19 protein-coding genes are annotated in these 25,185 nt (G+C 28.9%); 8 read left to right on the plus strand and 11 right to left on the minus strand.

The features are described from left to right. The first annotated feature begins 184 nt into the window (after positions 1–184). The gene (gene nifJ / locus KGF39_RS10495) at positions 185–3,724 is read left to right on the plus strand and encodes a pyruvate:ferredoxin (flavodoxin) oxidoreductase (RefSeq protein ID WP_227822267.1); all 3,540 of its coding nucleotides are present in this window, start codon (positions 185–187) and stop codon (positions 3,722–3,724) included. Between the two features lie 476 nt (positions 3,725–4,200). On the opposite strand, the gene KGF39_RS10500 is transcribed toward nifJ, so the two are convergent. The 6 genes from KGF39_RS10500 to KGF39_RS10525 form a co-directional block, all read right to left on the minus strand. Beyond that, positions 4,201–4,854 carry a CAP domain-containing protein gene (locus KGF39_RS10500; RefSeq protein WP_227822268.1) on the minus strand — a complete coding sequence of 218 codons (654 nt, stop codon included), beginning with the start codon at positions 4,852–4,854 and terminating at the stop codon, positions 4,201–4,203. Between the two features lie 502 nt (positions 4,855–5,356). After that, positions 5,357–6,691, minus strand: a complete 1,335-nt coding sequence (locus KGF39_RS10505; protein WP_227822269.1) for a GntP family permease — start codon at positions 6,689–6,691, stop codon at positions 5,357–5,359. Between the two features lie 61 nt (positions 6,692–6,752). Continuing rightward, positions 6,753–7,529 (minus strand): 3-hydroxybutyrate dehydrogenase, encoded by a 777-nt coding sequence (locus KGF39_RS10510; protein ID WP_227822270.1) that lies wholly within the window; start codon positions 7,527–7,529, stop codon positions 6,753–6,755. A gap of 90 nt (positions 7,530–7,619) precedes the next feature. Further along, the gene (locus tag KGF39_RS10515) at positions 7,620–8,285 is read right to left on the minus strand and encodes a 3-oxoacid CoA-transferase subunit B (protein ID WP_227822271.1); all 666 of its coding nucleotides are present in this window, start codon (positions 8,283–8,285) and stop codon (positions 7,620–7,622) included. After that, a complete protein-coding gene (locus KGF39_RS10520) occupies positions 8,285–8,941 on the minus strand; it encodes a CoA transferase subunit A (protein WP_227822272.1) in 657 nt (218 codons plus the stop codon). The genes KGF39_RS10515 and KGF39_RS10520 overlap by 1 nt, the downstream gene beginning before the upstream one ends. Positions 8,942–8,949: 8 nt before the next feature. Continuing rightward, positions 8,950–10,128 (minus strand): acetyl-CoA C-acetyltransferase, encoded by a 1,179-nt coding sequence (locus KGF39_RS10525; RefSeq protein ID WP_227822273.1) that lies wholly within the window; start codon positions 10,126–10,128, stop codon positions 8,950–8,952. 352 nt (positions 10,129–10,480) lie between these two features. Between KGF39_RS10525 and KGF39_RS10530 the strand changes: the two genes are divergently transcribed. After that, positions 10,481–11,383, plus strand: coding sequence for a LysR family transcriptional regulator (locus KGF39_RS10530; protein ID WP_227822274.1), 903 nt, complete (start codon positions 10,481–10,483; stop codon positions 11,381–11,383). 215 nt (positions 11,384–11,598) lie between these two features. Here the strand turns inward: KGF39_RS10530 and KGF39_RS10535 are convergent, their stop codons facing one another. The 3 genes from KGF39_RS10535 to KGF39_RS10545 form a co-directional block, all read right to left on the minus strand. After that, a complete protein-coding gene (locus KGF39_RS10535; protein WP_054274646.1) occupies positions 11,599–12,411 on the minus strand; it encodes an ABC transporter permease in 813 nt (270 codons plus the stop codon). A 2-nt stretch (positions 12,412–12,413) separates the two neighbouring features. Continuing rightward, positions 12,414–13,373, minus strand: a complete 960-nt coding sequence (locus KGF39_RS10540; protein ID WP_227822275.1) for an ABC transporter permease — start codon at positions 13,371–13,373, stop codon at positions 12,414–12,416. A gap of 105 nt (positions 13,374–13,478) precedes the next feature. After that, positions 13,479–15,038 (minus strand): ABC transporter substrate-binding protein, encoded by a 1,560-nt coding sequence (locus KGF39_RS10545; protein WP_227822276.1) that lies wholly within the window; start codon positions 15,036–15,038, stop codon positions 13,479–13,481. Between the two features lie 218 nt (positions 15,039–15,256). Between KGF39_RS10545 and KGF39_RS10550 the strand changes: the two genes are divergently transcribed. Continuing rightward, positions 15,257–16,234: an ABC transporter ATP-binding protein gene (locus KGF39_RS10550; RefSeq protein ID WP_227822277.1), complete on the plus strand. Its 978-nt coding sequence runs from the start codon at positions 15,257–15,259 to the stop codon at positions 16,232–16,234. Then, positions 16,235–17,206, plus strand: coding sequence for a dipeptide ABC transporter ATP-binding protein (locus tag KGF39_RS10555; RefSeq protein WP_107595500.1), 972 nt, complete (start codon positions 16,235–16,237; stop codon positions 17,204–17,206). A gap of 152 nt (positions 17,207–17,358) precedes the next feature. Here KGF39_RS10555 and KGF39_RS10560 read toward each other — a convergent pair whose 3' ends face one another. Then, on the minus strand, positions 17,359–18,228 hold the full coding sequence (locus KGF39_RS10560) for an AraC family transcriptional regulator (RefSeq protein WP_227822278.1): 870 nt from the start codon (positions 18,226–18,228) through the stop codon (positions 17,359–17,361). A 163-nt stretch (positions 18,229–18,391) separates the two neighbouring features. Between KGF39_RS10560 and KGF39_RS10565 the strand changes: the two genes are divergently transcribed. Both KGF39_RS10565 and KGF39_RS10570 read left to right on the plus strand, forming a co-directional pair. Further along, the gene (locus KGF39_RS10565) at positions 18,392–19,846 is read left to right on the plus strand and encodes a UDP-N-acetylmuramoyl-L-alanyl-D-glutamate--2,6-diaminopimelate ligase (protein ID WP_227822279.1); all 1,455 of its coding nucleotides are present in this window, start codon (positions 18,392–18,394) and stop codon (positions 19,844–19,846) included. A gap of 276 nt (positions 19,847–20,122) precedes the next feature. Beyond that, positions 20,123–20,386, plus strand: a complete 264-nt coding sequence (locus KGF39_RS10570; protein WP_227822280.1) for a hypothetical protein — start codon at positions 20,123–20,125, stop codon at positions 20,384–20,386. 514 nt (positions 20,387–20,900) lie between these two features. Here the strand turns inward: KGF39_RS10570 and ychF are convergent. Beyond that, positions 20,901–21,998: a redox-regulated ATPase YchF gene (gene ychF, locus KGF39_RS10575; protein ID WP_054274638.1), complete on the minus strand. Its 1,098-nt coding sequence runs from the start codon at positions 21,996–21,998 to the stop codon at positions 20,901–20,903. Positions 21,999–22,313: 315 nt separating this feature from the next. Between ychF and yfmF the strand changes: the two genes are divergently transcribed. Further along, the gene (gene yfmF / locus KGF39_RS10580) at positions 22,314–23,579 is read left to right on the plus strand and encodes an EF-P 5-aminopentanol modification-associated protein YfmF (RefSeq protein WP_227822281.1); all 1,266 of its coding nucleotides are present in this window, start codon (positions 22,314–22,316) and stop codon (positions 23,577–23,579) included. Positions 23,580–23,593: 14 nt separating this feature from the next. Further along, on the plus strand, positions 23,594–24,880 hold the full coding sequence (gene yfmH, locus KGF39_RS10585; protein ID WP_054274636.1) for an EF-P 5-aminopentanol modification-associated protein YfmH: 1,287 nt from the start codon (positions 23,594–23,596) through the stop codon (positions 24,878–24,880). The last annotated feature ends 305 nt before the right edge of the window (positions 24,881–25,185 follow it).

The raw sequence follows: 25,185 nt of genomic DNA on the forward strand, positions 1-25,185 counted from the left end.
AATATGTAATTAATTTACAATTTTCAAAGGAATTTTATCTAATCTGTAGTATTATATTAGAAGATAGAGTATTTGCGCGACTATATGTGTGTTTATATTTTTGTTGTGTAAATTATATGTAAATATAAAAAAATAGACTTGTTATAAACAAGTACAATTGTAGCTATCAAGGAGGATACATATTATGGCTAAGTTTATGAAAACACTTGATGGAAATACAGCTGCAGCTCACGTTGCTTATGCGTTTACAGATGTAGCAGCTATATATCCAATCACACCATCTTCAACTATGGCTGAAGTAGTTGATGAGTGGGCATCACAAGGAAGAAAAAATATATTTGGACAAACAGTTAATGTTGTTGAAATGCAATCAGAAGCAGGAGCATCAGGAGCATTCCATGGTTCTTTACAAGGAGGAGCTTTAACTTCTACTTTTACAGCATCTCAAGGTTTATTATTAATGATACCTAACATGTATAAAGTTGCAGGAGAGTTATTACCAGGAGTATTCCATGTAAGTGCTCGTGCTTTAGCATCTCAAGCTTTATCAATATTTGGTGACCATCAAGACGTTATGGCTGCTAGACAAACTGGATGTGTATTATTAGCTTCTGGTTCAGTTCAAGAAGTAGCTGATATAGCACCTGTTGCGCATTTAGCTGCAATAGAAGGTAGATTACCATTTATACATTTCTTTGATGGATTCAGAACTTCACATGAAATACAAAAAGTAGAATTATTAGAAAATGAAGATTATGCAAGTTTATTAAACTTTGAAGCAGTTCAAGCATTTAGAGATAATGCTTTATCTCCAAATCATCCAGTTGCTCGTGGTACTGCTCAAAACCCAGATATATATTTCCAAACTAGAGAAGCTTCTAATAAATACTATCAAAATATAGTAGGTATAGTTGAAAAATATATGGAAAAAATGAGTAATTTAACAGGTAGAAAACATAGTTTATTTGATTACTATGGAGCAGAAGATGCTAAATATGTATTAGTTGCTATGGGTTCTGTAACAGAAACAATAGAAGAAACTATAGATTACTTAAATTCTAAGGGAGAAAAATATGGTTTAGTTAAAGTTCATTTATATAGACCATTCTCAATGAAACATTTCTTAGATGTTATGCCATCTACTGTTGAAAGAATATGTGTACTTGATAGAACTAAAGAACCAGGTTCAACTGGTGAACCATTATACTTAGATGTACGTGATGTATTCTATGGAAAAGAAAATGCTCCTATGATAATAGGTGGAAGATACGGATTAGGTTCAAAAGACACTACTCCTTCAGATATAAAAACTGTTTTTGATAACTTAGTTTCAGAACAACCTAAAAATGGATTTACAGTAAGTATAGTTGATGATGTAACTAACACTTCTTTAACTCCATCTGAACCAATTAAAATAGCTTCTAAAGGAACTATAAGATGTAAGTTCTGGGGATTAGGTTCTGACGGTACTGTTGGAGCTAACAAACAAGCTATCAAGATAATCGGTGACCACACTGAAAAATATGCTCAAGCTTACTTTGATTATGATTCTAAAAAATCTGGTGGTATAACTATGTCTCACTTAAGATTTGGTGATACTCCAATAAGAGCAACTTATTTAATAGATGAAGCTGACTATATTGCCTGTCATAAACAATCATATGTTTATCAATATGATTTATTAAAAGGTCTTAAAAAAGGTGGTACATTTGTACTTAACACTATATGGGACCAAGCAGGACTTGAAGAAAACTTACCAGCTCATATGAAACAATATATAGCTAAAAATGATATAAAATTCTATACAGTTAATGCTGTTAAACTAGGACAAGAAATAGGTCTTGGAAATAGAATAAACATGATAATGCAATCTGCATTCTTTAAATTAGCTGAAATAATACCAGAAGAAGATGCTGTTAAATACTTAAAAGATTCTATAGTTAAAGCTTATGGTAAAAAAGGTGAAAAAATAGTTAATATGAACTATGCTGCTGTTGATGCAGGAATAAATGCTTTAGTTAAAGTTGAAGTTCCAGCTTCTTGGGCAAATGCTGTTGATGCAGATAAAAATGAAGTTAAAGAACCAGAATTTATAAAAAATATACTAAGACCAATGACTGCACAAGAAGGAAACAACTTACCAGTAAGTACATTCAATGGTATAGAAGATGGAACATTCCCTTGTGGTACTGCAGCTTATGAAAAACGTGGTATAGCTGTTGATGTTCCTGAATGGATAATAGATAACTGTATCCAATGTAACCAATGTTCTTTTATATGTCCTCATGCATGTATAAGACCAGTATTAGTTACTGAAGATGAATTAGCTAATGCTCCAGAAGGATTTGAAGCTAAAAAAGCATTAGGTAAAGGATTAGAAGGATTAAAATATAGAATTCAAGTTAGTCCACTTGACTGTACAGGATGTGGAAACTGTGCTGACATATGTCCAGCTAAAGAAAAAGCTTTAGTTATGAAGCCAATAGATACTCAACTTGATACAGAGTTAGATAATTGGGCATTTGCAGTAAATCCTGATGAAGTAGCTCCAAAAGGTGATGTTATGCCAGCAAACACTGTTAAAGGAAGTCAATTTAGACAGCCATTAATGGAATTCTCAGGAGCATGTGCTGGATGTGGAGAAACTGCATATATTAAAGTAGTTACACAATTATATGGAGATAGAATGATGATAGCTAATGCTACTGGATGTTCTTCTATATGGGGAGCTTCTGCACCTTCAATTCCTTATACTTGTAACCATGAAGGTAAAGGTCCATCTTGGGCAAACTCTTTATTTGAAGATAATGCTGAATATGGATTTGGTATGTACACAGCTGTTAAGCAAATAAGAAATAAAATAGTAGATGCTATGACAGAGTTAGTTTCTATGGATATCTGTGAAGACGCTAAAGCAGTGTTTACAGAGTGGTTAGATTCTAGAAATGATGGAGAAGCTTCTAAAGTAGCAAGTGCTAAAGTTGTTGAATTATTAGAAAAACCATCTTGTGATTGCACAGATGCAAAAGCTAAAGAGTTAGTAGAAGCTATAAAGGATAGAAAAGATTATCTAGTTAAGAGATCTCAATGGATACTAGGTGGAGACGGTTGGGCATATGATATCGGTTATGGTGGATTAGACCATGTTCTTGCATCTGGTGAAAATGTAAATGTACTTGTATTTGATACAGAAGTATATTCAAATACAGGAGGTCAAGCTTCTAAAGCTACTCCAGCTGCTGCTATGGCTAAGTTTGCTGCAGCAGGTAAAAAATCTAGAAAGAAAGATTTAGGAATGATGGCTATGACATATGGAAACGTATATGTAGCTCAAGTTGCTATGGGTGCTGATAAAAACCAATTTATCAAAGCCGTTCTAGAAGCTGAAAAACATGATGGACCATCTTTAATAATAGCTTATGCTCCATGTATAAACCATGGATTAAAAGAGGGTATGGGAAGAACTGTAGCTAATGAAGCACAAGCTGTTGCTTGCGGATACTGGCATTTATATAGATTCAATCCAGAAGCAAAAGCTGAAGGTAAAAACCCATTCACTTTAGATTCTAAAGAACCAACTGCAAGCTTCAGAGATTTCATACTTGCACAAGTAAGATACTCTGCTATAGCTAAACAATTCCCAGAAGAAGCTGATGGATTATTTGCTAAAGCTGAAGCTGATGCTAAAGAAAGATATGAAGGATACAAAAAATTAGCTGAATAATATTAAAAGTATTATGATGCTTATATAAAATTGATAAAAAGAGAGTGTCTCAAAGTGAGCTTTTTAGTTCATGAGGCACTCTTTTCGTATTAAATGAAATATATTTTAATCATTTCAACAATGAAAAAGAGACTTATCTCTATTTTGAGACAGCCTCATTCTTTATGAAGATATTAAGGTTTTGTTTTTACCTGTTAAGTATCTTTTTTACTTGACCTAGGTATTTTCACTTGGGATAAAGAAGAAAAAAACGTAAATTAAAAGCATTAATTTTAATTTTAGAAAGAAGTTTAGTAACACCTAAAGGAAGTTTTGATTTTTTTATAAGTGATTTTTAAAGGATATACTATTAAATAATATTTATAGTACGTATACTTGGATTTAATAATTTTGAATATAGATACAAAAGAGTATCTCATTTGTGATTTTTTTATCATTTAGAGATACTCTTTTGATATGTATGGAAAAAGAGTATTTTATCCTACAAAAATTTGTGTCCAATAAATTGAACCACCACTTTTTTGTGCTACTCCAACACCTATTTTACTGAAATTTGGATTCATTATATTTTTTCTGTGACCTTCAGAATTCATCCATGCGTTTACAACTTCTTTTGGAGTCTTTTGACCCATAGCTATATTTTCACCAGCTGTTTTATAGCTTATCCCAAACTTTTTCAACATATCAAATGGAGAACCATAAGTTGGAGAATTGTGTGAAAAGTAATTGTTATCAATCATATCTTGAGATTTCTTTGTAGCAACATTTGATATAGAAGAATCAAGAGTAAGAGGATTTAATCCAGCTTTAGATCTTTCTATATTTACTAAATCAACAACTTCTTTTTGGTAAGCTGAAAAATTTTCATTTGTAGAGCCTGAATTATTGTTGTCATCAGGTTTATTAGACTCTGGCTTATTGTTATCAGGCTTAAGTTCTGGTTTTACAGAACAATTTGGTTTTGCAGAAAATTTGTACTTAGTATTACTGTATACTAAACTTTTATTACTTATATTTACATTGTTTTCAAGTGATGAAGCACTTGCAGTAACAGCACTGGAAGCTGTTGCTAAGGTTAACACTCCTAAAGCTAATATAGTTTTTAATTTTGTTGGTATATTTTTTCTCATTATCAAACACCTCTCAGTCTAAAAATTCTAAAAATGTTACTAAATTGTAACCTTTAGTGTAGGGGGTACCCGTGAATCTATACTAACATAAGATCAAGCATTTTTTTACTGTAAAGATATGTAAAAAATATATACATGGAATAAATAGGTATATTTCAGGGTATTTGTTAATTTGTATAAAAACCTGTGTAGTATGGAATTAGTTCTTTACAGCAAATAATATTTTTATAGTAATTCTATAATGTGAATTTATAGTTATGATAAATTTTTTTATATAGTTAGTGAAATTTACTCAATAGATACTTTAACATTAGTAACAAATTATAATTATTCAAATCTTTAAGAAATAATAAAGGGCTGTTTCAAAATAGAGATAAGTCTCCTTTTCATTGTTAAAATGATGAAAATATATTTAATTTCATACAAAAAAGAGTGCCTCATAAACTAAAAAGTTCATTTTGAGATACTCCCTTTTATATAATAAATTCTAATTTGTTTTAGGTTAATACATTAGTAACCCTAATGTAATTACAATGATTTCTGCTATTAATGAGCCAACTGCAACTACAATAAAAGTTTCTTTAAATCCAGTTTTATGTGTTAACTTAGATAAGCTTAAGAATGTAAGAAAAACACCACTTTGTGGAACCATAGGTAGTATATTTGAAGCTATTGTAGCAACACGGTGAATTAACTCTGGATTAAGACCAGTACTTAAATAATAATCTGCAAAATTTGGCATTACTATTCCTAATGCACCAGAAGATGAGCCTGTTATTGCTGACATTGTTGAAGTCAAAACAGTAAGACTTATAAGTGGACTACCTGGTATTGACATTATAAGTTTGCTGAATACATTAAAACCTGGTGCAGCCATTATCACTGCCCCAAATGCAACAGCAGAAGATGTTGCAAATATAGGACCTATAGAACCACTAGCACCTATACTCAATGTCTGTATCTTAGATGATAAAAATTTACGGAATAAAAAGGCAGATAAAAGAATTGCAACTATTAAAGCTATGTAAATTACATTTTTTTTCATAAATTCTGAGCCAAAAGTACTTCCAGTTATAGCTATAATTACAAGTGCTAATAGAGGAAAAATACTTGCAAGAAACCCTGGTAATTCTCTATCTAAAGATTCTTCTTCTAATTCTGAAGTATAAGTTGCATAAGTTTCACCTTTTCTAATGCTTTTATTTAAAGCATATTTCATGTATACAAGTCCAAATACGGCACAACCTATACTACCTGCGATACTTGGTATAGTCGCTGCAGTAAGAGAAGTATTTAGATATTGAATAGGGATAACATTTTGAATGGCTGGTGTTCCAGGCATTATAGTCATAGTAATTGTTGCAATACCAAGCCAAAGAGGTATCTGAATAAGGTTCCAAGAAATATCAAGTTTTTTAAATAGAGTTCTTGCAAGTGGAATGACTGCAAACATAACTACAAATAAACTTATACCACCATATGTTAATATAAAACTTACTATAAATATAGCAACTAAAACTATATAAGGATGTTTAGAGCCAAATTTATTTAAAATAAAATCAGCTATGGATACAGTAGCTCCACTTTCTTCCATAAACTTAGCAAGTATTGAACCTAATAAGAATATTGCAAAATAGCTCATTATATAGTTTCCAAGTGCACCCATGTAATTGTTTTTGTCAGCACCTAGCATTGATGTTACAACATCCATTTTATTTAATAGAACAACTATTAAAGTTGCTATTGGAGCAGCTATAGTTATATGAATTTCTTTAACTGAAAAATATATAATAGCTATGATACCAATAATTATACCAATTGGTGCGATAATACTCATAAATATCCCTCCTTATTAGAAGGACCTGAAGAATAATTTCTTCAAGCCCTAAATATAATAACTATTGTGCAGTATATCCTCCATCTAGTAGACAAGCTTGTCCTGTAATACCCTTAGCCTTATCACTTGCTAAGAACATAGCATAGTCTGCAATTTCTTGGACATCTAATAGACGTTTTTGTGGCACAAGTGGGTATAAAACCTCTTCTAAGACATTTTCTAATGGTATATTACGAGTTTTTGCAAGGTCATTAAACTGACCTCTGACAAGTGGAGTATCTACATATCCAGGGCATAAAGCATTAACTGTTATACCAGAATCAGCAGCTTCAAGAGCAGCAACCTTTGTTAGTCCTATAAGCCCATGTTTTGCTGAGTTATAAGCAGCTTTACCAGCAAATCCTATTACACCATTGATTGAAGCCATATTTATTATACGACCAAAGCCTTGTTTTTTCATTATAGGGAATGCTTTTTTAGTAGCTATAAAAGGTGCTGTTAGCATTATTTTTATCATAAATTCAAATTTGTCAGTTGGGAAATTTTCTATCATAGAAACGTGTTGAAGTCCAGCATTATTTATTAATATATCTAATCTACCATACTTTTCAACCGTTTTGTCTATAGCATGGTTAATTTCTTCTTCTTTAGTTACATCACACTTTACATTCATGCAATCATAACCTTCTTTTTGTAACTCTGTTGTAGCTATATCTAAGGCTTCTTGATTTATATCAGAGAACATTACTTTAGCACCAATTTTTAAGAATGATTCAGCTATTTTCTTACCTATTCCACTTGCAGCTCCTGTTACAAATACAACTTTGTCTTTAATCATTTTCATTTACTCCAATTTTATTTTTATATTAATATTTTAAGTAATACAAATTTACATCTAATACATTTTTATTTTCTAGTTTTAATTATTTTAAACAACTGATATGTTTCCATTTAATGAATCTGATAATATTAAAGGTGCTTCAGTAGCAGAAATAACATCATCCAATGAGAAAGCAGGATTTATTTCTTTAAGTAAAATTCCATCTGATGTTACTTCCATAACTCCCATTTCAGTAACTATCAAATCTACAGCATTTGTTGCAGTAAGTGGGAGAGTACAATTGTTTAATATTTTTGCTGAACCTTTTGAAGTATGTTCCATTGCCACAATAACTTTTTTAGCTCCAGTTACTAGGTCCATAGCTCCACCCATACCTGGAACCATCTTACCTGGAATCATATAATTTGCTATGTTGCCATATTTGTCAACTTGAAGTGCACCAAGGACAGTTATGTCAACATGACCTCCTCTGATTATTCCGAAAGAAGTAGCACTATCAAAGAAACATCCTCCAGGAAGTATATTAACTGGTTGACCACCTGCATTTACAATAGTTTCATCACTTGAATTTCCATCTTCAGCTGGCCCTAAACCTAAAAAACCATTTTCAGATTGTAAGATAACGTTTACATCATCTGGAATATAATTTGCTACTTTGGTTGGCAGACCTATGCCAAGGTTTACAACGGCTCCATCTTTTAATTCCTTAGACACTCTGTTTGCAATATATTCTTGCATTTCTAATTTATCCATTATAAATTACCTCCTTCAACGATGTAATTCACAAAAATACCTGGTGTAGTAACTTCATTTGGGTCAATATCACCAATTTCAACTATTTCGTCTGCTTCAACTATTGTAATCTTGGCAGCTGAAGCCATTAAATTATTAAAATTGTTCATAGAACCCTTATAAACTAGGTTACCAGCTTTATCAACCTTTGATGCAAATAGAAGAGCAACATCCGCATGAATTGGTTTTTCAAGAAGGTATTCTTTATCATCAACAACAATCTTTTGCTTTCCTTCTTCAACAAGAGTACCAATACCAGTAGGTGTTAGTATCCCTCCCAAACCATAACCAGCTGCACGGATTTGTTCAGCAAGAGTACCTTGAGGAACTAATTCAACATCTGTTTCATTGTTGTTCATTTGTCTTCCAGTTTCTTTATTTAATCCTATGTGAGAAGCAATTATCTTTTTGAATTGCTTATTTACAACCATCTTTCCAACACCTTTGTCAATAAAGCCAGTATCATTACAAATTAGTGTCAAATCTTTTGTATTTTTACTGCATAAATAATCAATTAAATTTTCTGGTGAACCATTGGCCATGAATCCACCAACCATTATTGTATCTCCATCTTTTACTTGAGATAGAGCTTCATCAATACTAACTATTTTATTCATATTTCCTCCTATCGTGAAACTACCATTGATATTCCTTGACCACCACCAATACAAAGTGTTGCAAGGCCAGTTTCAGCTTTACGTTTTTGCATTTCATAAATTAGGGTAACAAGTACTCTAGCACCACTTGCCCCTATTGGATGTCCTAATGCTATTGCACCACCATTGACATTTAACTTTGATGAATCTATTTGAAGTTCATTTTTAACAACTAGTGCTTGAGCAGCAAATGCTTCATTTGCTTCTATTAAGTCTATATCATTGATATTAAGTCCAGCTTTTTCTAATGCTTTTCTAGTTGCAGGAATTGGACCAGTACCCATTAGTTCAGGCTCAACACCAGCTGATGCATATGATTTTATTTTAGCAAGTGGTATAATTCCTAGTTCGTCTGCTTTTTGTTGGCTCATTAGTATCAACATAGCTGCCCCATCATTAATACCTGATGCATTTCCAGCTGTCACAGTTCCATCTTTTTTGAATGCAGGTTTAAGTTTAGATAAGCCTTCAAATGTCATACCTAATTTAGGATATTCATCTGTATCAATAGTTTCCATTTTTCCACGGCGTATTAAAACATCTACTGGAACGATTTCCTCTTTAAAACGATTAGCTTTTATAGCTTTCTCAGCTTTAGTTTGACTTTCTAGTGCTAGTTTATCTTGCATTTCTCTAGTAAATTCAAATTTAGTGGCAATATTTTCTGCAGTTATTCCCATGTGATATTGATTGAAAGCATCAATAAGACCATCTGTTAGCATACTATCTACCATGGTTATGTCGCCCATTTTACTACCAAAGCGAGCAGTTGGAACGATATAAGGAGCTTGGCTCATATTTTCTGTACCACCTGCAATGACTATATCATTTTCACCAGATGTGATTGATTGAGCAGCTAGCTGAACACTTTTAAGCCCTGAGCCACACAGTTTATTTACTGTATAACTTGGGACAGAATTTGGTATACCTGCATTTATAGCAATTTGTCTAGCAACATTCTGTCCAAGTCCTGCTTGAAGTACATTTCCAATTATTACTTCATCTATTTCAGATAAATTAAGTCCTACACGTGATATCGCTTCTTTAACGGTGATAGTCCCAAGTTGGACAGCAGAAGTATTTTTAAATACTCCTCCAAAACTTCCTATAGGAGTTCTTACTGCTGATACGATTACTACATCTCTCATGTCTAATAGTTACCTTTCTTGAATGATAATTAAAAATTTTCTGAAGAAAACGATTAGGGAACACTATAATAAATTACTTTTAATACAAGCTTGTTTTTAAGTATTTCAATTATTTTTATTCCTAATGCTTTAGGTTTTCCTGTTTCTAATTATAGATTACTGCGAAAAAAGCGTTTTGTCTAAGTCTAATTTTTTATATAGTGTATAAGAAAAATTTATAGGATAAAAATTTGGAGTATTTTTAAAAAAATATTTTGTTAAAATATTAATGAAATTATGTTGATTTTCCTATAAAATATTATTATAAGAAAAAATATAATCTAAAATATACTTTTGGGGAAGGGGGTTTAAAATGGACATAAAACAGTTGAAATATTTTGTTGAAATAGTGAAATCTGGATTTAATCTATCAATAGCATCTAAGACACTTCATATATCTCAACCAGCACTAAGTCAAATTATAAAAAATTTTGAAGAGAGTGAAGATGTATATTTATTTGAGAGGTATAAAGGCAGGTTAAATGGGTTAACACCAGCAGGAGAAAGATTTTATGCAAATGCAGAGCATATTATAGATGAATACAAAAATATGATGGAAGATTTAAGAGAAGATTCAGTTCAGTTTAAAGGAAAAGTTAGAATAGGAATCCCACCACTTATACTTGGAATAGCTTTTTCAGATGTAGTAGCACAGTTAGTTGCAAATAATCCTGATATAGAATTTGATATAGTAGAGAAGGGAGCGTATGATTTAAGTAGAATGCTTATCTTACAGGAATTAGATTATGCAGTCCTATTACATCCACATAAAATTGATAAAAGTGTGGTGACTGAACATATTCTTCAAGAAGATGAACTTACGGCATTCTTAAATGTGAATCATCCACTTGCTAAAAAAGATAAGATAGATTGGAATGATTTAAATGAGCAGTTACTTGCAATATTTAACCCTACTTTTATGATACATCATAAGCTAATGCAAAAGTTTACTGATGAAAATGTCAAGTTAAAAAGGTATATTATGTCTGGTTCATGGGATTTTTTATTGCTATCAACTACAAATTCTGATTTTATAACCATTTTACCATCACCAGTCCATGATTTTTTTGAAAATAGTAAAATTATAGAAAAACCATTTAATCATCCTATTACATGGAAAGTTGTACTATGCAGGCCTAAAAAAGAACGTTATAGCCATGTGGACCAACATGTATTTAAATTTATTATAGATTTTTTTAGTAAAAAGAATTCTTAAGAATGTTATTAAAATAACAAAGAAAATAAATTTATTTTAATTATAATAAACTATTAGTTTTTATTTACATATTTGATAATAATAATAGATTTTACATAACATGCTAGATTAGTATTAAAAATTATAATATACAAAATGTATTTTTTTAAAAACGAAAAATAAAAACAGTGAGTATCTATAGATATGCACTGTTTTTATTTTCTATATAAGATTTATTAAGTATTACTAGAAAACTTTTTGCTTATTATAGTAAAACTCATAACTGTTAAAAATATAAGTAGACCTGGAAATACAGCTAAATATAACTTGTCAAAAATATGTCTTTGAGCATCTTGAAGCATATTACCCCATGATGCAAGAGGTAATTGTATTCCAAGACCTAAAAAACTAAGAGCAGATTCAGTTAAGATAGCATTAGCAATATTTAATGAGCCAGCAACTACAATAGTCTCTTTTAAGTTTAAAACTATGTGTCTTAATAGTATATTTCTAGTTTTAATACCAGTAGCTTTAGCAGCTAGACAGTACTCATTTTCCTTTATTTTTAAGGTTTCTCCACGTACAATTCTTGAAACTTCCATCCAGCTCAAAAATCCAATAATTAGTATAATAGTTGAAACTTTAGGTGTCAGATAAGTATTTAATACAATTAAAACTAAGAAGCTTGGGATACTCATAAGCATATCTACTAGTCTCATCAAGAACTGGTCTAGTCTACCACCAATGTAGCCACTAATAACACCTACAGCAGTACCAAATACTACAGAAATAAGCATTGATAAAATACCAACACTAAGTGAAATTCTCCCACCATAAAGAGCTCTAGAGAAGTAATCTCTCCCAAGTTCATCTGTACCAAAAATATGTTTCAAACTAGGTTCTTGAAGTTTAGAAGTAGTGTCAATTGCATTAGAGTCTATATTTAATATAAAAGAGGCTATAATTAGTAATACTATTACACTAAGAGTAATACATGCAAAAGCAAAGGATTTGTCTTTTTTTAACTCTTTTAAGATATTTGTAAACACAATTAGAATCCTCCCTTGCTAGATTTAATTTTAGGGTCAATTAATAAGTATAGTATATCAGCAACTAAATTACCTAAAATTAAAAAGAGTGCTGATAACATAGTTATTGCCATAATTACAGTATAATCTCTTGAAAAAATTGAATCAATCATTAATCTGCCCATACCTGGCCAAGAGAAAACGACTTCTGTGACGAATGCACCAGTAACTAATTTTTGTATACTCATACCAAGAATTGTAACCAATGATGTCAATGAATTTTTCAAGACATGTTTAAATAGTATGACTTTTTCTGATAATCCTTTTGCTCTTGCTGTAACAACATACTGTTTTTTTAATTGCTCACTTACACTAGCTTCTACATAATTTGTAAAAATAGCAGTATTATATAATCCAAGAGTTATTACAGGTAAGACTAAATGTTTTACTAAATCTCCAAGACTATCATTTCCAATAGTATGCATACCTCCTGATGGAAAAATGTTAAATTTAACTGAAAAAATTGAAATGAGTATCATACCTATCCAAAAAGAAGGAATAGAAACACCTATATAATTAAACATAGATGATATTTTACTAGTTATTGAATTTTTATTTACAGCTAAAAATATTCCAAGAGGTATAGCTACTAATATTGAAAATGCTAAAGAAGTTCCCATAAGAATAAATGTATTTCCCATTTTTTCCATAATTTGTTCTGTAACAGGCATATGGTTTATATAAGAAACACCTAGATTTCCACTTAAAGTATTTTTTAACCAGCTCAAGTATCTTATGTGTACTGGTTTATCAAGACCCATGTTAACTCTTATATTTTCAATATCTTGCGCAGACATTAAAGGGTTTATATATGCATCTGCTGGGTCACCAGGAGCTAATTCTAAAAGTCCAAATGATAATATAGATATTAAGATTAACATAGGTATTAAAACTTTTACTCTATTCAATATTAATTTTAACATAGATAAATTCTCCTAATTAAAGGAGATGTCTCATTTTAAAATAATAAAACAATATTATTTTTAGACATCTCCTTTTCTAATTAATAATATAAAATTTTACAACAATTATTCTATATATAATTTAGACCAGTCTTCAAATAATATTGCAGGAGATGGCTTAGCATCTTTTATTCCCTTTAGATTTTTTTGAGCTGTCATTAAATTCTGTTCATAATCTATAGTGTAAATAGGTGCATCTTTAGATATATCTTGTTGTATTTGTTTGTATATTTCTTTACGTTTTTCTTTGTCTAATTCAGTAAATCCTTTTTCCCATAAAGCATCTATCTCAGCATTAGAATATTTAGTTTGGTTACAATATTGACCAGTTTCAAACATACCTCTATATGGGTTTGGTTCTAATCCCCAAGCATAACCATTTACATACATATCACATTCAGTGCTATTACTAAATAATATATTAAAGAAAGCTTTACTTTCATAAGGAACTATTTCAGCTTCTATACCAATTTTTTTCAACTCTTGTTGAGCGACTAAAGCATAGTTTTTATGTCCAAATCTACCTGTGTTATAACCTATTTTTAATTTATCAATTTTAACACCACTTTTAGCCAATAAGTCTTTAGCTTTATCTGTATCTTGGTCATATCCTTCAACACCTTCTTCTGTATAGAAGTCTGCTTCTGGAACTAATATAGACTTGGCAGGTACAGAACCTTCTTTTCCATATGCTGATTCTATCATTTCATTTCTATTTAAGGCATATGATAAGGCTTGTCTTACTTCTTTATTAGCCATGTTTGCTATATTTTGGTTAAATACAATATAGTTTAATCTTTCTTCACTATAAGTATAAGTTTGTAAGTTAGAATTTGATTTTGCTTTTTCATATCCTTCAGCAGATGTCTTCATAAGTGAAATTTCACCATTATTTAAAGCTGCTTCTTGAGATGCTTCATTAGGTATTATTTTTAGTGCTATAGAGTCTGCCTTAGGTTCTCCACCAAAATAATCCGTATTTTTTTCAAATACTATGCTTTCACCTTTTTTCCATTCTTTGAATTTGAATGCACCAGAACCAACTGGATTATTGTTTTTTTCTGACTTAGCTATGTTTGATTCTCCTTCAAATACATGTTTAGGTATTGGAGAAATCTTAGAGATACCATACAAGAAGGATTCACTTGCAGTTGGTAAAGTAATTTTAACTGTTAAATCATCAATTTTTTCTACTTTAACTGGCTTTTCACCAACTAATAGGTATTGTCTTGATGGTGAATTTTGTTTTTCATCTAAAACTGTATTAAATGTAAATAAAATATCTTCAGCAGTTATTGGTTTTCCATCATGCCACTTCAAGTCAGGTTTTAATTTTATAGTTAACTCCTTGCTATCTTTAAAATCTACTTTTTCTGCTAAATAATTTACTAAATTACCTTTTTCATAAGTATAAAGAGGAGCATAAACTATATTTGATGCAAGAGAATCTTCTTTAACATTTGCAAAAGCTCCATTTATTATATCAGGGTCACTTGCCATAGGAATTACAACCGTTCCGCCAGATTTACCTCCACTAGACTTGTCTTTATCATTAGAACTACAAGCTGTGAATGTAAGCATTAATGCTGAAACTAAGATTAATGATGCCAATTTTTTAAATTTCATATTCTTATAAAACCTCCATAAAATAATATTTGACGCACATTTTTCATTGTATAATAATAATCATTATTAAATCAATATATATAGAAATTAACTATTATACTATTTTAATTAATAGAAAAAAATAATAAAATGTAAGAAAATGTTGTAATTTAAATTTTTATAAAATACAATCAAAAAGTGTATGTTATTTTAAGCAATTTTGCTGAGAGGAGAAAATAATGAATAAAACACTAATTGAGATTAAAGATTTAAAAGTTTATTTTCATACAGATAAAGGGATTGTAAAGAGTGTAAATGGAGTAAGTTTTAATATAAATGAAGGTGAGACTATTGGAATAGTTGGAGAATCAGGATGTGGTAAATCTGTAACAGCTATGTCTTTGATGAAGTTACTTCCAACATCAAAAATAGAAGGTGGAGAAATAATATTTCAAGGTAAAGACATTTTAAAGATGAATGAAAATGAACTTATGGGAATAAGAGGAAATGAAATATCAATGATTTTTCAAGAGCCAATGACATCTCTAAATCCAGCATTTACAGTTGGAAATCAAATCATTGAAGGTATTATGCTACATCAAGATTTATCAAAAGAAGAAGCTAAAAAAAAAGTAATAGATATGATAAAATTGGTAGAAATACCAAGAGCTGAAGAAATATACAATTCATATCCACATGAGTTATCAGGTGGTATGAGACAGAGAATAATGATAGCTATGGCCTTATCATGTAATCCCAAATTACTTATAGCTGATGAACCAACAACAGCTTTAGATGTTACAATTCAAGCTCAGGTTCTAGATATAATGAAAAATATAAAAGAAAAATTAAACACATCTATAATGATGATTACACATGATTTGGGAGTTATTGCAGAAATGTGTGACAAAGTAATAGTAATGTATGCAGGCAAAATTATAGAAGTAGCAGAGGTTGTTGAATTATTTAAAAATCCAAAACATCCTTATACTATTGGGCTTTTAAAGTCAAAGCCTACTCTTGGAGAAAACAAAGAAAAAAGATTGTATTCAATTCCAGGGCAAGTACCAAATCCAATTGGAATACCAGATTCATGTTACTTTAGTGATAGATGTGAAAAAGTATGTGATAAATGTAGAACTCAGACACCTCCTTTAATAGAATTGAATAATGGTCATAGTATAGCATGTTGGTTATATAAAAAGGAGGAGATATAAGTGAAAAAAGAAGAAAGTTTATTAAAAGTAGAAGGTCTTAAAAAGTATTTTGAGGTTAAATCTGGATTATTTAATAAAGAAGTTAAATGTGTAAAAGCAGTAGATGGAGTTTCTTTTGATTTAAAAAAAGGAGAAACTTTGGCTATAGTTGGAGAATCAGGATGTGGAAAATCAACTGCAGGAAGAACAATTCTTAGATTAATTGAAAAAACTGAAGGTAAGGTTGAATTCAATGGTATAGATATATATAATTTAGAGAAGGAACAACTTAGAAAATTAAGACCAAAAATGCAAATGATATTTCAAGACCCATATAGCTCATTAAATCCAAGATTAAATGTAGAGCAAATAATATCTGAGGCAGTTATAGAACATAATTTAGTACCCAAAAATGAGATAAAAGATAATATATTAAATGTTGTAGAAAATTGTGGTCTTTCTAAGTATCATTTAAATAGAAAACCAGGCGAATTTTCTGGAGGTCAAAGACAGAGAATAGGCATAGCAAGAGCATTAGCATTAAATCCAGAATTTATAGTTTGTGATGAACCTGTTTCTGCACTAGATGTTTCTATTCAATCTCAAATTATAAATTTACTTATGGATTTACAGGATAAATATAAACTTTCATATTTATTTATATCTCATGATTTGAGTGTAGTAAATCATATTGCACATAGAGTTTGTGTTATGTATCTAGGTTCTATAATAGAAATTGCAACGAAAGAAGAACTTTACTTAAATTCTCAACATCCATATACAAAAGCACTTATGAGTGCAGTGCCAGTACAAGACCCTACACTTAAGAAAAATAGAATTATATTAAAAGGAGATATACCATCTCCAACTAATCCACCAAGTGGATGTAAGTTTCATACAAGATGCCCTTATTGCAAAGAAATATGTAAAATAGAAGTTCCAGTTTTAAAAGAAATATCAAGAAGTCATTTTGTTGCTTGCCATCTAGTATAAACAGATTTAGTTAATAAAATATACTTTAAGTGAAAAAAATATATAAATTTATGCTTTAATATATTTTGAAATATTAGTAAATTTGAGGTATTAGCAAGGTAAATATACTAATACCTCAAGTTTTTATCCAAGTAAAATTTAAAATAAATTATTTATTCATCTAAAAGGGCAATGTCTAAAGGACTTTTATTGTTTATATAGTTTTTAGGAGATACACCATAGTATTTTTTAAATGCCCTTACAAAACTAGAATAGTCATTGAATCCACATTTACTACAAACTTCACTCATAAGATGACCATTAATTATTAGTGATTTTGCCAAAATTAATCTTTTTTGAACTATATAATTGTGTATGGATATTCCAGTATGAGATTTAAATTTTCTCATAAGATAGTACTTACTTATAAAAAATTCAGATGATATACTATCTATTGAAAGATTATTATCTATATTTGAATTTATATAGTTTAATATTTTCTTAATAGTTTCATCATAAAAAGCATCTTCTGTTGATTCTATATTTTCATTTTTTAGGAAAATTTTGTTTAAGAATATCATAAGCTGTATAAATAATGTATTTCTCAATATTTTATTTCCAAATTCATTGTTAGATTCAGTAATATTTATTTGTTCAATAAAAATCTTGATAGATTCAATATCATGTATATTTAAACGCAATCTATTACATTTATTTTCTGTAGCTATTTTAAAACATTTTTCTAAGTCGCTAGTAGTATCACTATTTTTTTTCATAAATTCTGGACTAATCCATATTGCAATTCTTTCATAAAATACATTTGAATCTATAACTGGTTTATGAATTTCATTATTACTAATAAAAAGTATATCCCAAGGCTTTAGTTTATAAGGAATTCCTTCAACAAAATAAGTTACATTTCCAGTTATAAATATAATTATCTTATTAAAATCGTGATTATGGTATTCAAATTTTATATCTTTTTTGTCTCTAATATTAAATATTTTAAAATTATCATTTAAGTACCCGATTTTATTATTCATAGTTTTTATAGAATACCTTTCTTGAGTTATATTATAGAAAATTATAGAGCATTTTTTGCAATATTTCAAGCATTTTTAGCCATTCACATAGTAAAAAATTCTTAATATAATATTATATGTAGTGTAATTTTAGCAGAAAGAGTTTAAAGGGAGGAAAGCATTTATGAAATTAAATGATATTATACAGGGGTTGGATATAATCAATGTCAAAGGCGAATTAAATATAGATATTAATAATGTACAATATGATTCAAGAAAGGTTACAGAAGGTACATTATTTATATGTATAAAAGGGTTTGTATCAGATGGTCACAAGTATATAAATGATGCCATAGAAAAGGGAGCAAGAGCCTTTATTGTTGAAGAAGATGTAGAAATAAAAGGATATACATTTATAAAGGTGAAAGATACAAGGAAAGATATGGCAAAAATAGCTGATAATTTTTACAATCATCCATCTCATAAATTTAATGTTATAGGAGTTACAGGTACTAATGGAAAAACTAGTATAACTACTATATTAAATGAGATATTAACTTTAAATAAAAATAAAGTTGGTCTTATAGGGACTATAAAAATTTTTGATGGAGAAAAAGACATTGTTTCTAATTCAACAACTCCAGAAAGTATAGATTTACAATATCATTTTAATAAGATGTTAGATAATGGATGTGATTACTGTGCAATGGAAGTTTCATCACACTCATTGGCATTAAATAGAGTTGATGAAACAGACTTTAAACTAGGCATATTTACAAACTTAACGCCAGACCATTTAGATTTTCATAAAGATTTAGAGGATTATAGAAAAGCCAAAGAGAAATTGTTTTTTAAGACTACTATGGCAAATATAATAAATATAGATGATGAAGGTGGAAAAAAGATATACAAAAATATAAAAGACATAAGTGTACCTTGTTACACTTATGGTGTTGATACTAAAGCTGATTTTATGGCTAGAGATATAAAATCAGATTCAGATGGAGTATCTTACAGATTAATAACACCTTCATATGAAGAAGTTATATTTATACCAGTTCCAGGGATGTTTACAGTGTATAATACTTTAGCAGTTATAGCTGCTTGTTATGTACTTGGTATACCTAAGCCAGTATATAAAGAAGGTCTTAGGCTTTCTAATGGAGTATCAGGAAGATTTGAAACAGTTCCAAATAATAAAGGTATAAGTGTAATTGTAGACTATGCTCATACTCCTGATGCACTTGAAAATGTATTGAAAACAACTCAACAATTTGCAGAAGGGAAAATTATTTCTGTATTTGGATGTGGTGGAGATAGAGATACTGAAAAAAGACCTTTAATGGGAGCTATTGGACAAAAATATTCTGATTTATGTATTATAACTTCTGATAATCCAAGAACTGAAGAACCAGAAGCAATAATAGAAGATATTCTTGAAGGAATTGATAAGAAAAAAGAAAATTATTATGTTGTTGTTGATAGAAAACAGGCTATAGCAAAAGCTATAAGTATGGCAAAAAAAGATGATGTTGTGATTATAACAGGTAAAGGACATGAAACTTATCAAATTATAGGTAAAGTTAAACATCATTTTGATGATAAAGAAATTGCAAATGAATATTTAAGTAAAATGTAGTATGAAAATTCAATAAAAGGTACCATCTAAGAATGTAATATCAAATTTTATTTTGATATTACATTTTTATTTTCTATATGGAAATTATTGTAAAATTGATAGTACGATAATGTAAATTCTAATATCCATACTAATTAATTTATTATTGTAATAACGTTTATAATTTTGTATAATTACAGTAAATATGGAAAAATAAGTATCATTATAAAATGCTTACAATAATTGACATAAGATAATAATTCTATACATATAGGTTCTAGAAAGGCAGGAAGTATAATGTTAAGTGATGCAAAAAATAATAGGCATGGTTTGTCCATAATTGCTGTCATAAGTATCTTAGTAATTACAATTTCCTGTTTGATTTATGGTTCAAGGTTAAATAAGACATTAGGTGAAGAAACGAATCAATATCTTTCAGAAATAGCAAATCAAAGCGTCAGTGTACTAAAAAAACTAATAATGATATTAATGTATATTCTGTACCAGTTTATAAAAATAATGAGGTTAAAGGAGTTATATTTGCTAGACCAATGCCAATAGAAGAATATGAAAAATTAATATTAGATAATTATAATGTTAAAGGCAAAGAAAAAAATTAAATAATTTTATAAAATATAGCACAAAAATTTATAAAAAATGAACCTTGTTAATCAATGCTCACTTTTTTTATATAAAAATATACTATTATAAAAACATAAATCATTATTAGAATATTACATAGTATACCTTTTTATCCATTTGAATGTTTTGGGGGTAAACGTATTTGGGATTGTAGCAAAATACTTTCGATAGTAACAATAGTAATTTCTATAGGTGTGCTATACATGTTTTAAAAAATGAAAAGATAATTTATAAATTTAAATTTTATATATGTATAAGTAATTTTATTATATCAAAGAGAGAGCTTTTTATTATAATTTATACAAATCATTTGAAATAACTCTCCTTTTGATATAAATTTTATACAATTATTATAAGATAATATTACATTATTGTAACCTTAATCTTTTACTTATAATACTTACAATAGTTAAAGTGTATACAATTAATCATTTTAAACATTAAATCTAAATAATATTACATCTCCATCTTTAACTATGTATTCTTTACCTTCCAGTTTAACTAATCCTTTTTCTTTAGCAGCAGCCATAGTACCATGCTCAACTAAATCATCAAAAGCTATTGTTTCAGCTCTGATAAATCCTCTTTCTATATCAGAATGTATCTTTCCTCCTGCTTGAGGTGCCTTACTTCCAACTTTTATAGTCCATGCTCTAACTTCTTTTGGACCAGCAGTTAAGAATGAAATTAAACCAAGTAAAGCATAAGATGATTTTATAAGTTTATCAAGCCCTGACTGTTCAAGACCTAATGTCTCTAAAAATTCTTTCTTTTCTTCAGCAGAATCAAGTTCAGAAATTTCTGCCTCTATTTGTGCACATACAACAACAACTTCAGCATCTTCTGTTTCTGCAAATGCTTTAACTTGTTGAACATATTTATTATTTTCTCCATTATCAGCTAAATCATCTTCTGATACATTTGAAGCATATATTACAGGCTTAGATGTAAGCAAATCCAATGAATTTACGAATACTTGTTCATCTTCTGTAAATTGCATAGTTCTTACACACTTACTTTCTTCTAAAGTAGACATAATTGATTTTAATAAATCAAGTTCAGAAGCTAAAGTTTTATCAGCTTTAGCAGCCTTTTGAGTTTTATGAATTCTTCTTTCAAGAATCTCTATATCAGAAAAAATTAATTCTAAGTTTATAGTTTCTATATCACGAAGTGGGTCTACAGAACCATCTACATGTACAACATTTTCATCTTCAAAGCATCTAACAACATGCACTATTGCATCAACTTCTCTTATATGTGATAAAAATTTATTTCCTAATCCTTCTCCTTTAGAAGCACCTCTAACTAAACCAGCTATGTCACAAAATTCTATAGCAGTAGGAACTATTTTTTCAGAATTATATAATTCTTGTAGTTTGTTTAGTCTTTCATCTGGAACAGATACAACTCCGACATTTGGGTCTATTGTACAAAAAGGGTAATTTGCAGATTCTGCACCTGCTTGAGTTATTGCGTTAAATAGTGTGCTTTTACCTACATTTGGTAAACCAACTATACCTAATTTCATATTAATCGTCCTCTCTCTTATTCTTTTTTATATTCTTTATATAACCTTAAACAATCAATCTATAGGATTGCAAAATTGTTTTAATTATAGACATACATATTGATTATACATCATATACATCAAGCTTGTAAACTAGACTTTAAAGCATATTTATTTAAATAATCTTTATATTTAATTTAAATAAAAATATTGCTTTTAGAAAATAATAAAAAGGATATAATTAAATAGAAGGTTTTTATATGTGAGTATATGCAATTAAAAAATAAATAAATTTCAATTTAAAAATTGATGTTTAAATAAAAATAGGAGGTACATATGGTTAATACTAAAAAAATAATAAATTTAGGTAATAATATTGATCTTACTTTGATAAAAACAGAAAAATTTAAATCCAATCTCATAAGCTTATATGTTCAGAGATTACTGGATGAAAAAGAAACTACAAAAAATGCTTTAATACCATCAATAATAGCAAGTGGAAGTGAGAAATATCCTAGTGCTAGAGCAATATCAAATAAATTAGATGATTTATATGGTTCATCTATGGGAGCTGATGCTATAAAACGTGGAGAACGTCAAGTATTGAGTTTTAAAATAATTAACATAAGTGAAAAATATTTAGATGAGAGTATATTTGAAGAAGTAGTAGAATTTTTTAATGAAGTAATAAATAACACTCTTGTTGTAGATGGTGGATTTAAAGAAGAATATTTAAATATTGAAAAAGAAAATTTAAGAGAGAAGATACAATCAATAATAAATGATAAAAAAGAGTATGCACAAGATAAATGTATTGAGGCTATGTGTAAAGGTGAAAGGTATAGTGTAAGTGAATTTGGTTATGAAGATGAAATAGATAGTATAACTGCAAAAGATTTATATGAACATTACAAAAATATACTTAAAACATCACCAATAAATATAGTTGTAGAAGGTAATTTTGATGAAGATAAAGTTGTAGATATAATTAGTAGGAATCTAAAGTTTGAAAGAGAAGATATTATAGATATACCAAGAGCAGATTTTATAAAAAATGTAGATGAAGTAAAAGTTATAGATGAACAAATGGAAATAACTCAAGGTAAGTTAGTCATGGGTTATAGAGCAAATGTGGATTATGCAGATACAGATAGATATTATGCTCTTGTAGTTGGAAGCAATGTCTTAGGTGGTGGACCACACTCCAAATTATTTGTGAATGTAAGAGAAAAAGAAAGTTTATGTTACTATATATTCTCTTCAATAGAGAAGTATAAGAGTATCATGTTTATATCATCTGGTATAGAAACTAAAGATTATGATAAAGCTGTGGAATTGATAAAAAAACAAGTAGAAAGTGTAAAAGCAGGTGATATATCTGATGAAGAATTAGAAAATAGCAAACTTGCTTTAGTTAATTCTATGAAATCTATAACTGATAATATAGGTGGTATGTCTGATTTTTCTTTCTCTCAGTCTATGGCAAAGACAAATTCTGAAGTAGAAGATATAATATCTAGTATAGAAAAAGTTAATAAAAAGGATATAGTTGAAGCTATAAAAGATATAGAACTTGATACTATATACTTCTTGAGAAATTAATGGAGGATATGTCTATGGAAAAAATAGTTAATGATATATTGAGAGAAGAAGTTTATTATGAGAAATTGAAAAATGGATTAGATGTATATTTTATGCCTAAGAAAGGGTTTACTAAAAAATATGCTATTCTGGCTACTAATTATGGTTCAAATGATTTAGAATTTGTTCCAATTGGAGAAGATAAAAGAATTAGAGTGAATGAAGGAATTGCACATTTTCTAGAGCATAAGATGTTTGAGCAACCTGATGGAAGAGATGCCTTTGATAAATTTTCTAAATTAGGAGTAAACGCAAATGCGTTTACTAATTTTACGATGACAGCATACTTATTTTCTGCTACCGAAAATTTTTATGAGAGTCTGGAGCATCTAATTGATTATGTTCAAACACCTTATTTTACAGATGAAAATGTTGAAAAGGAAAAAGGTATAATAGCACAAGAAATAAAAATGTACAATGATGACCCTGATTGGAATGTATATTTTAATTGCTTGAAGGCAATGTATGTAAATTATCCTACTAGAATTGATATAGCAGGTACGGTAGATAGTATATATAAGATAACTAAAGAAGAACTATATAAATGCTATAACACTTTCTATAATCCAGGGAATATGGCCTTATTTGTTGTTGGTGACCTAGATGTAGAAAAAGTTATAGATATAACTAAAAAATCAAACAATTATGATATAGATAAACTTTCTAAGAGTATAGAGAGGTTTTATCCAAAAGAACCAGAAAGTGTAAAAGAAAAAGAAGTTATAGAAAAATTCCCTATATCTATGCCTATGTTTAACATAGGTTTTAAAGATAGTAATGTTGGTTTAAAAGGGAAAGAACTTTTACGTAAAGAAATTGTAACTGACATACTTGTAGGTATGCTATTTAAAAAAGGAAGTAAACTTTATGAAGATTTGTATATGCAAGGATTAATAAATGAAAATTTTGGAGCTGGATTTTCGTCTCAAGTGGATTATGCTTTTAGTATAATAGCTGGAGATTCTAAAGAACCTAAAAAAGTAAAAGAGATAATTCTTGAGTATATAGAAAAATCAAAACAAGAAGGATTATCAAAAGAGGAATTTGAGAGAACTAAAAAGAAAAAAATAGGGTCATTTATTAAGTGTTTTGATTCTATAAATTTTATAGGAAATAGTTTTATATCTTATGTATTTAAGGATATAAATATATTGGATTATTTAGATGTTATTAAAGATGTTACTTTTGAGGAAGTTGAAGAAAGATTAAAAGAACACTTCAAAGAAGAGTATTGTGTTATTTCTATTGTAGAACCTAAATAAAAATTTGATAATCATAAGAATAACAGTTAAATGCTAGACTGTGCATTTGAATGTTTATTCTAGTGAAACAAGAAATAGATTTGTAAAATATATATAAATTAAGTTGAAAAATTTAAGAAGCATAAATACAAATATATAAGAGATTGGTGTATACATACATCAATCTTTTTGATTTCAAAGAATTTTACGTAGTTAGATTGGTATAATATATTATAGTGTTTATAGAATAAATTTTAATATTTTTTGTAGAATTAACATTAATATGTTATCATAATTTAGTATAATTACAATTAATTGTAATTATA

The organism is Clostridioides sp. ZZV14-6345 (genome assembly GCF_020657775.1).
In the GTDB taxonomy this organism is placed as follows: domain Bacteria; phylum Bacillota; class Clostridia; order Peptostreptococcales; family Peptostreptococcaceae; genus Clostridioides; species Clostridioides difficile_D.

Bases quoted from the DNA above. Each gene is read 5' to 3' on its own strand.
- nifJ (WP_227822267.1), top strand. From the start codon at position 185: ATGGCTAAGTTTATGAAAACACTTGATGGAAATACAGCTGCAGCTCAC.
- KGF39_RS10500 (WP_227822268.1), bottom strand. From the start codon at position 4,854: ATGAGAAAAAATATACCAACAAAATTAAAAACTATATTAGCTTTAGGA.
- KGF39_RS10505 (WP_227822269.1), bottom strand. From the start codon at position 6,691: ATGAGTATTATCGCACCAATTGGTATAATTATTGGTATCATAGCTATT.
- KGF39_RS10510 (WP_227822270.1), bottom strand. From the start codon at position 7,529: ATGATTAAAGACAAAGTTGTATTTGTAACAGGAGCTGCAAGTGGAATA.
- KGF39_RS10515 (WP_227822271.1), bottom strand. From the start codon at position 8,285: ATGGATAAATTAGAAATGCAAGAATATATTGCAAACAGAGTGTCTAAG.
- KGF39_RS10520 (WP_227822272.1), bottom strand. From the start codon at position 8,941: ATGAATAAAATAGTTAGTATTGATGAAGCTCTATCTCAAGTAAAAGAT.
- KGF39_RS10525 (WP_227822273.1), bottom strand. From the start codon at position 10,128: ATGAGAGATGTAGTAATCGTATCAGCAGTAAGAACTCCTATAGGAAGT.
- KGF39_RS10530 (WP_227822274.1), top strand. From the start codon at position 10,481: ATGGACATAAAACAGTTGAAATATTTTGTTGAAATAGTGAAATCTGGA.
- KGF39_RS10540 (WP_227822275.1), bottom strand. From the start codon at position 13,373: ATGTTAAAATTAATATTGAATAGAGTAAAAGTTTTAATACCTATGTTA.
- KGF39_RS10545 (WP_227822276.1), bottom strand. From the start codon at position 15,038: ATGAAATTTAAAAAATTGGCATCATTAATCTTAGTTTCAGCATTAATG.
- KGF39_RS10550 (WP_227822277.1), top strand. From the start codon at position 15,257: ATGAATAAAACACTAATTGAGATTAAAGATTTAAAAGTTTATTTTCAT.
- KGF39_RS10560 (WP_227822278.1), bottom strand. From the start codon at position 18,228: ATGAATAATAAAATCGGGTACTTAAATGATAATTTTAAAATATTTAAT.
- KGF39_RS10565 (WP_227822279.1), top strand. From the start codon at position 18,392: ATGAAATTAAATGATATTATACAGGGGTTGGATATAATCAATGTCAAA.
- KGF39_RS10570 (WP_227822280.1), top strand. From the start codon at position 20,123: ATGTTAAGTGATGCAAAAAATAATAGGCATGGTTTGTCCATAATTGCT.
- ychF (WP_054274638.1), bottom strand. From the start codon at position 21,998: ATGAAATTAGGTATAGTTGGTTTACCAAATGTAGGTAAAAGCACACTA.
- yfmF (WP_227822281.1), top strand. From the start codon at position 22,314: ATGGTTAATACTAAAAAAATAATAAATTTAGGTAATAATATTGATCTT.
- yfmH (WP_054274636.1), top strand. From the start codon at position 23,594: ATGGAAAAAATAGTTAATGATATATTGAGAGAAGAAGTTTATTATGAG.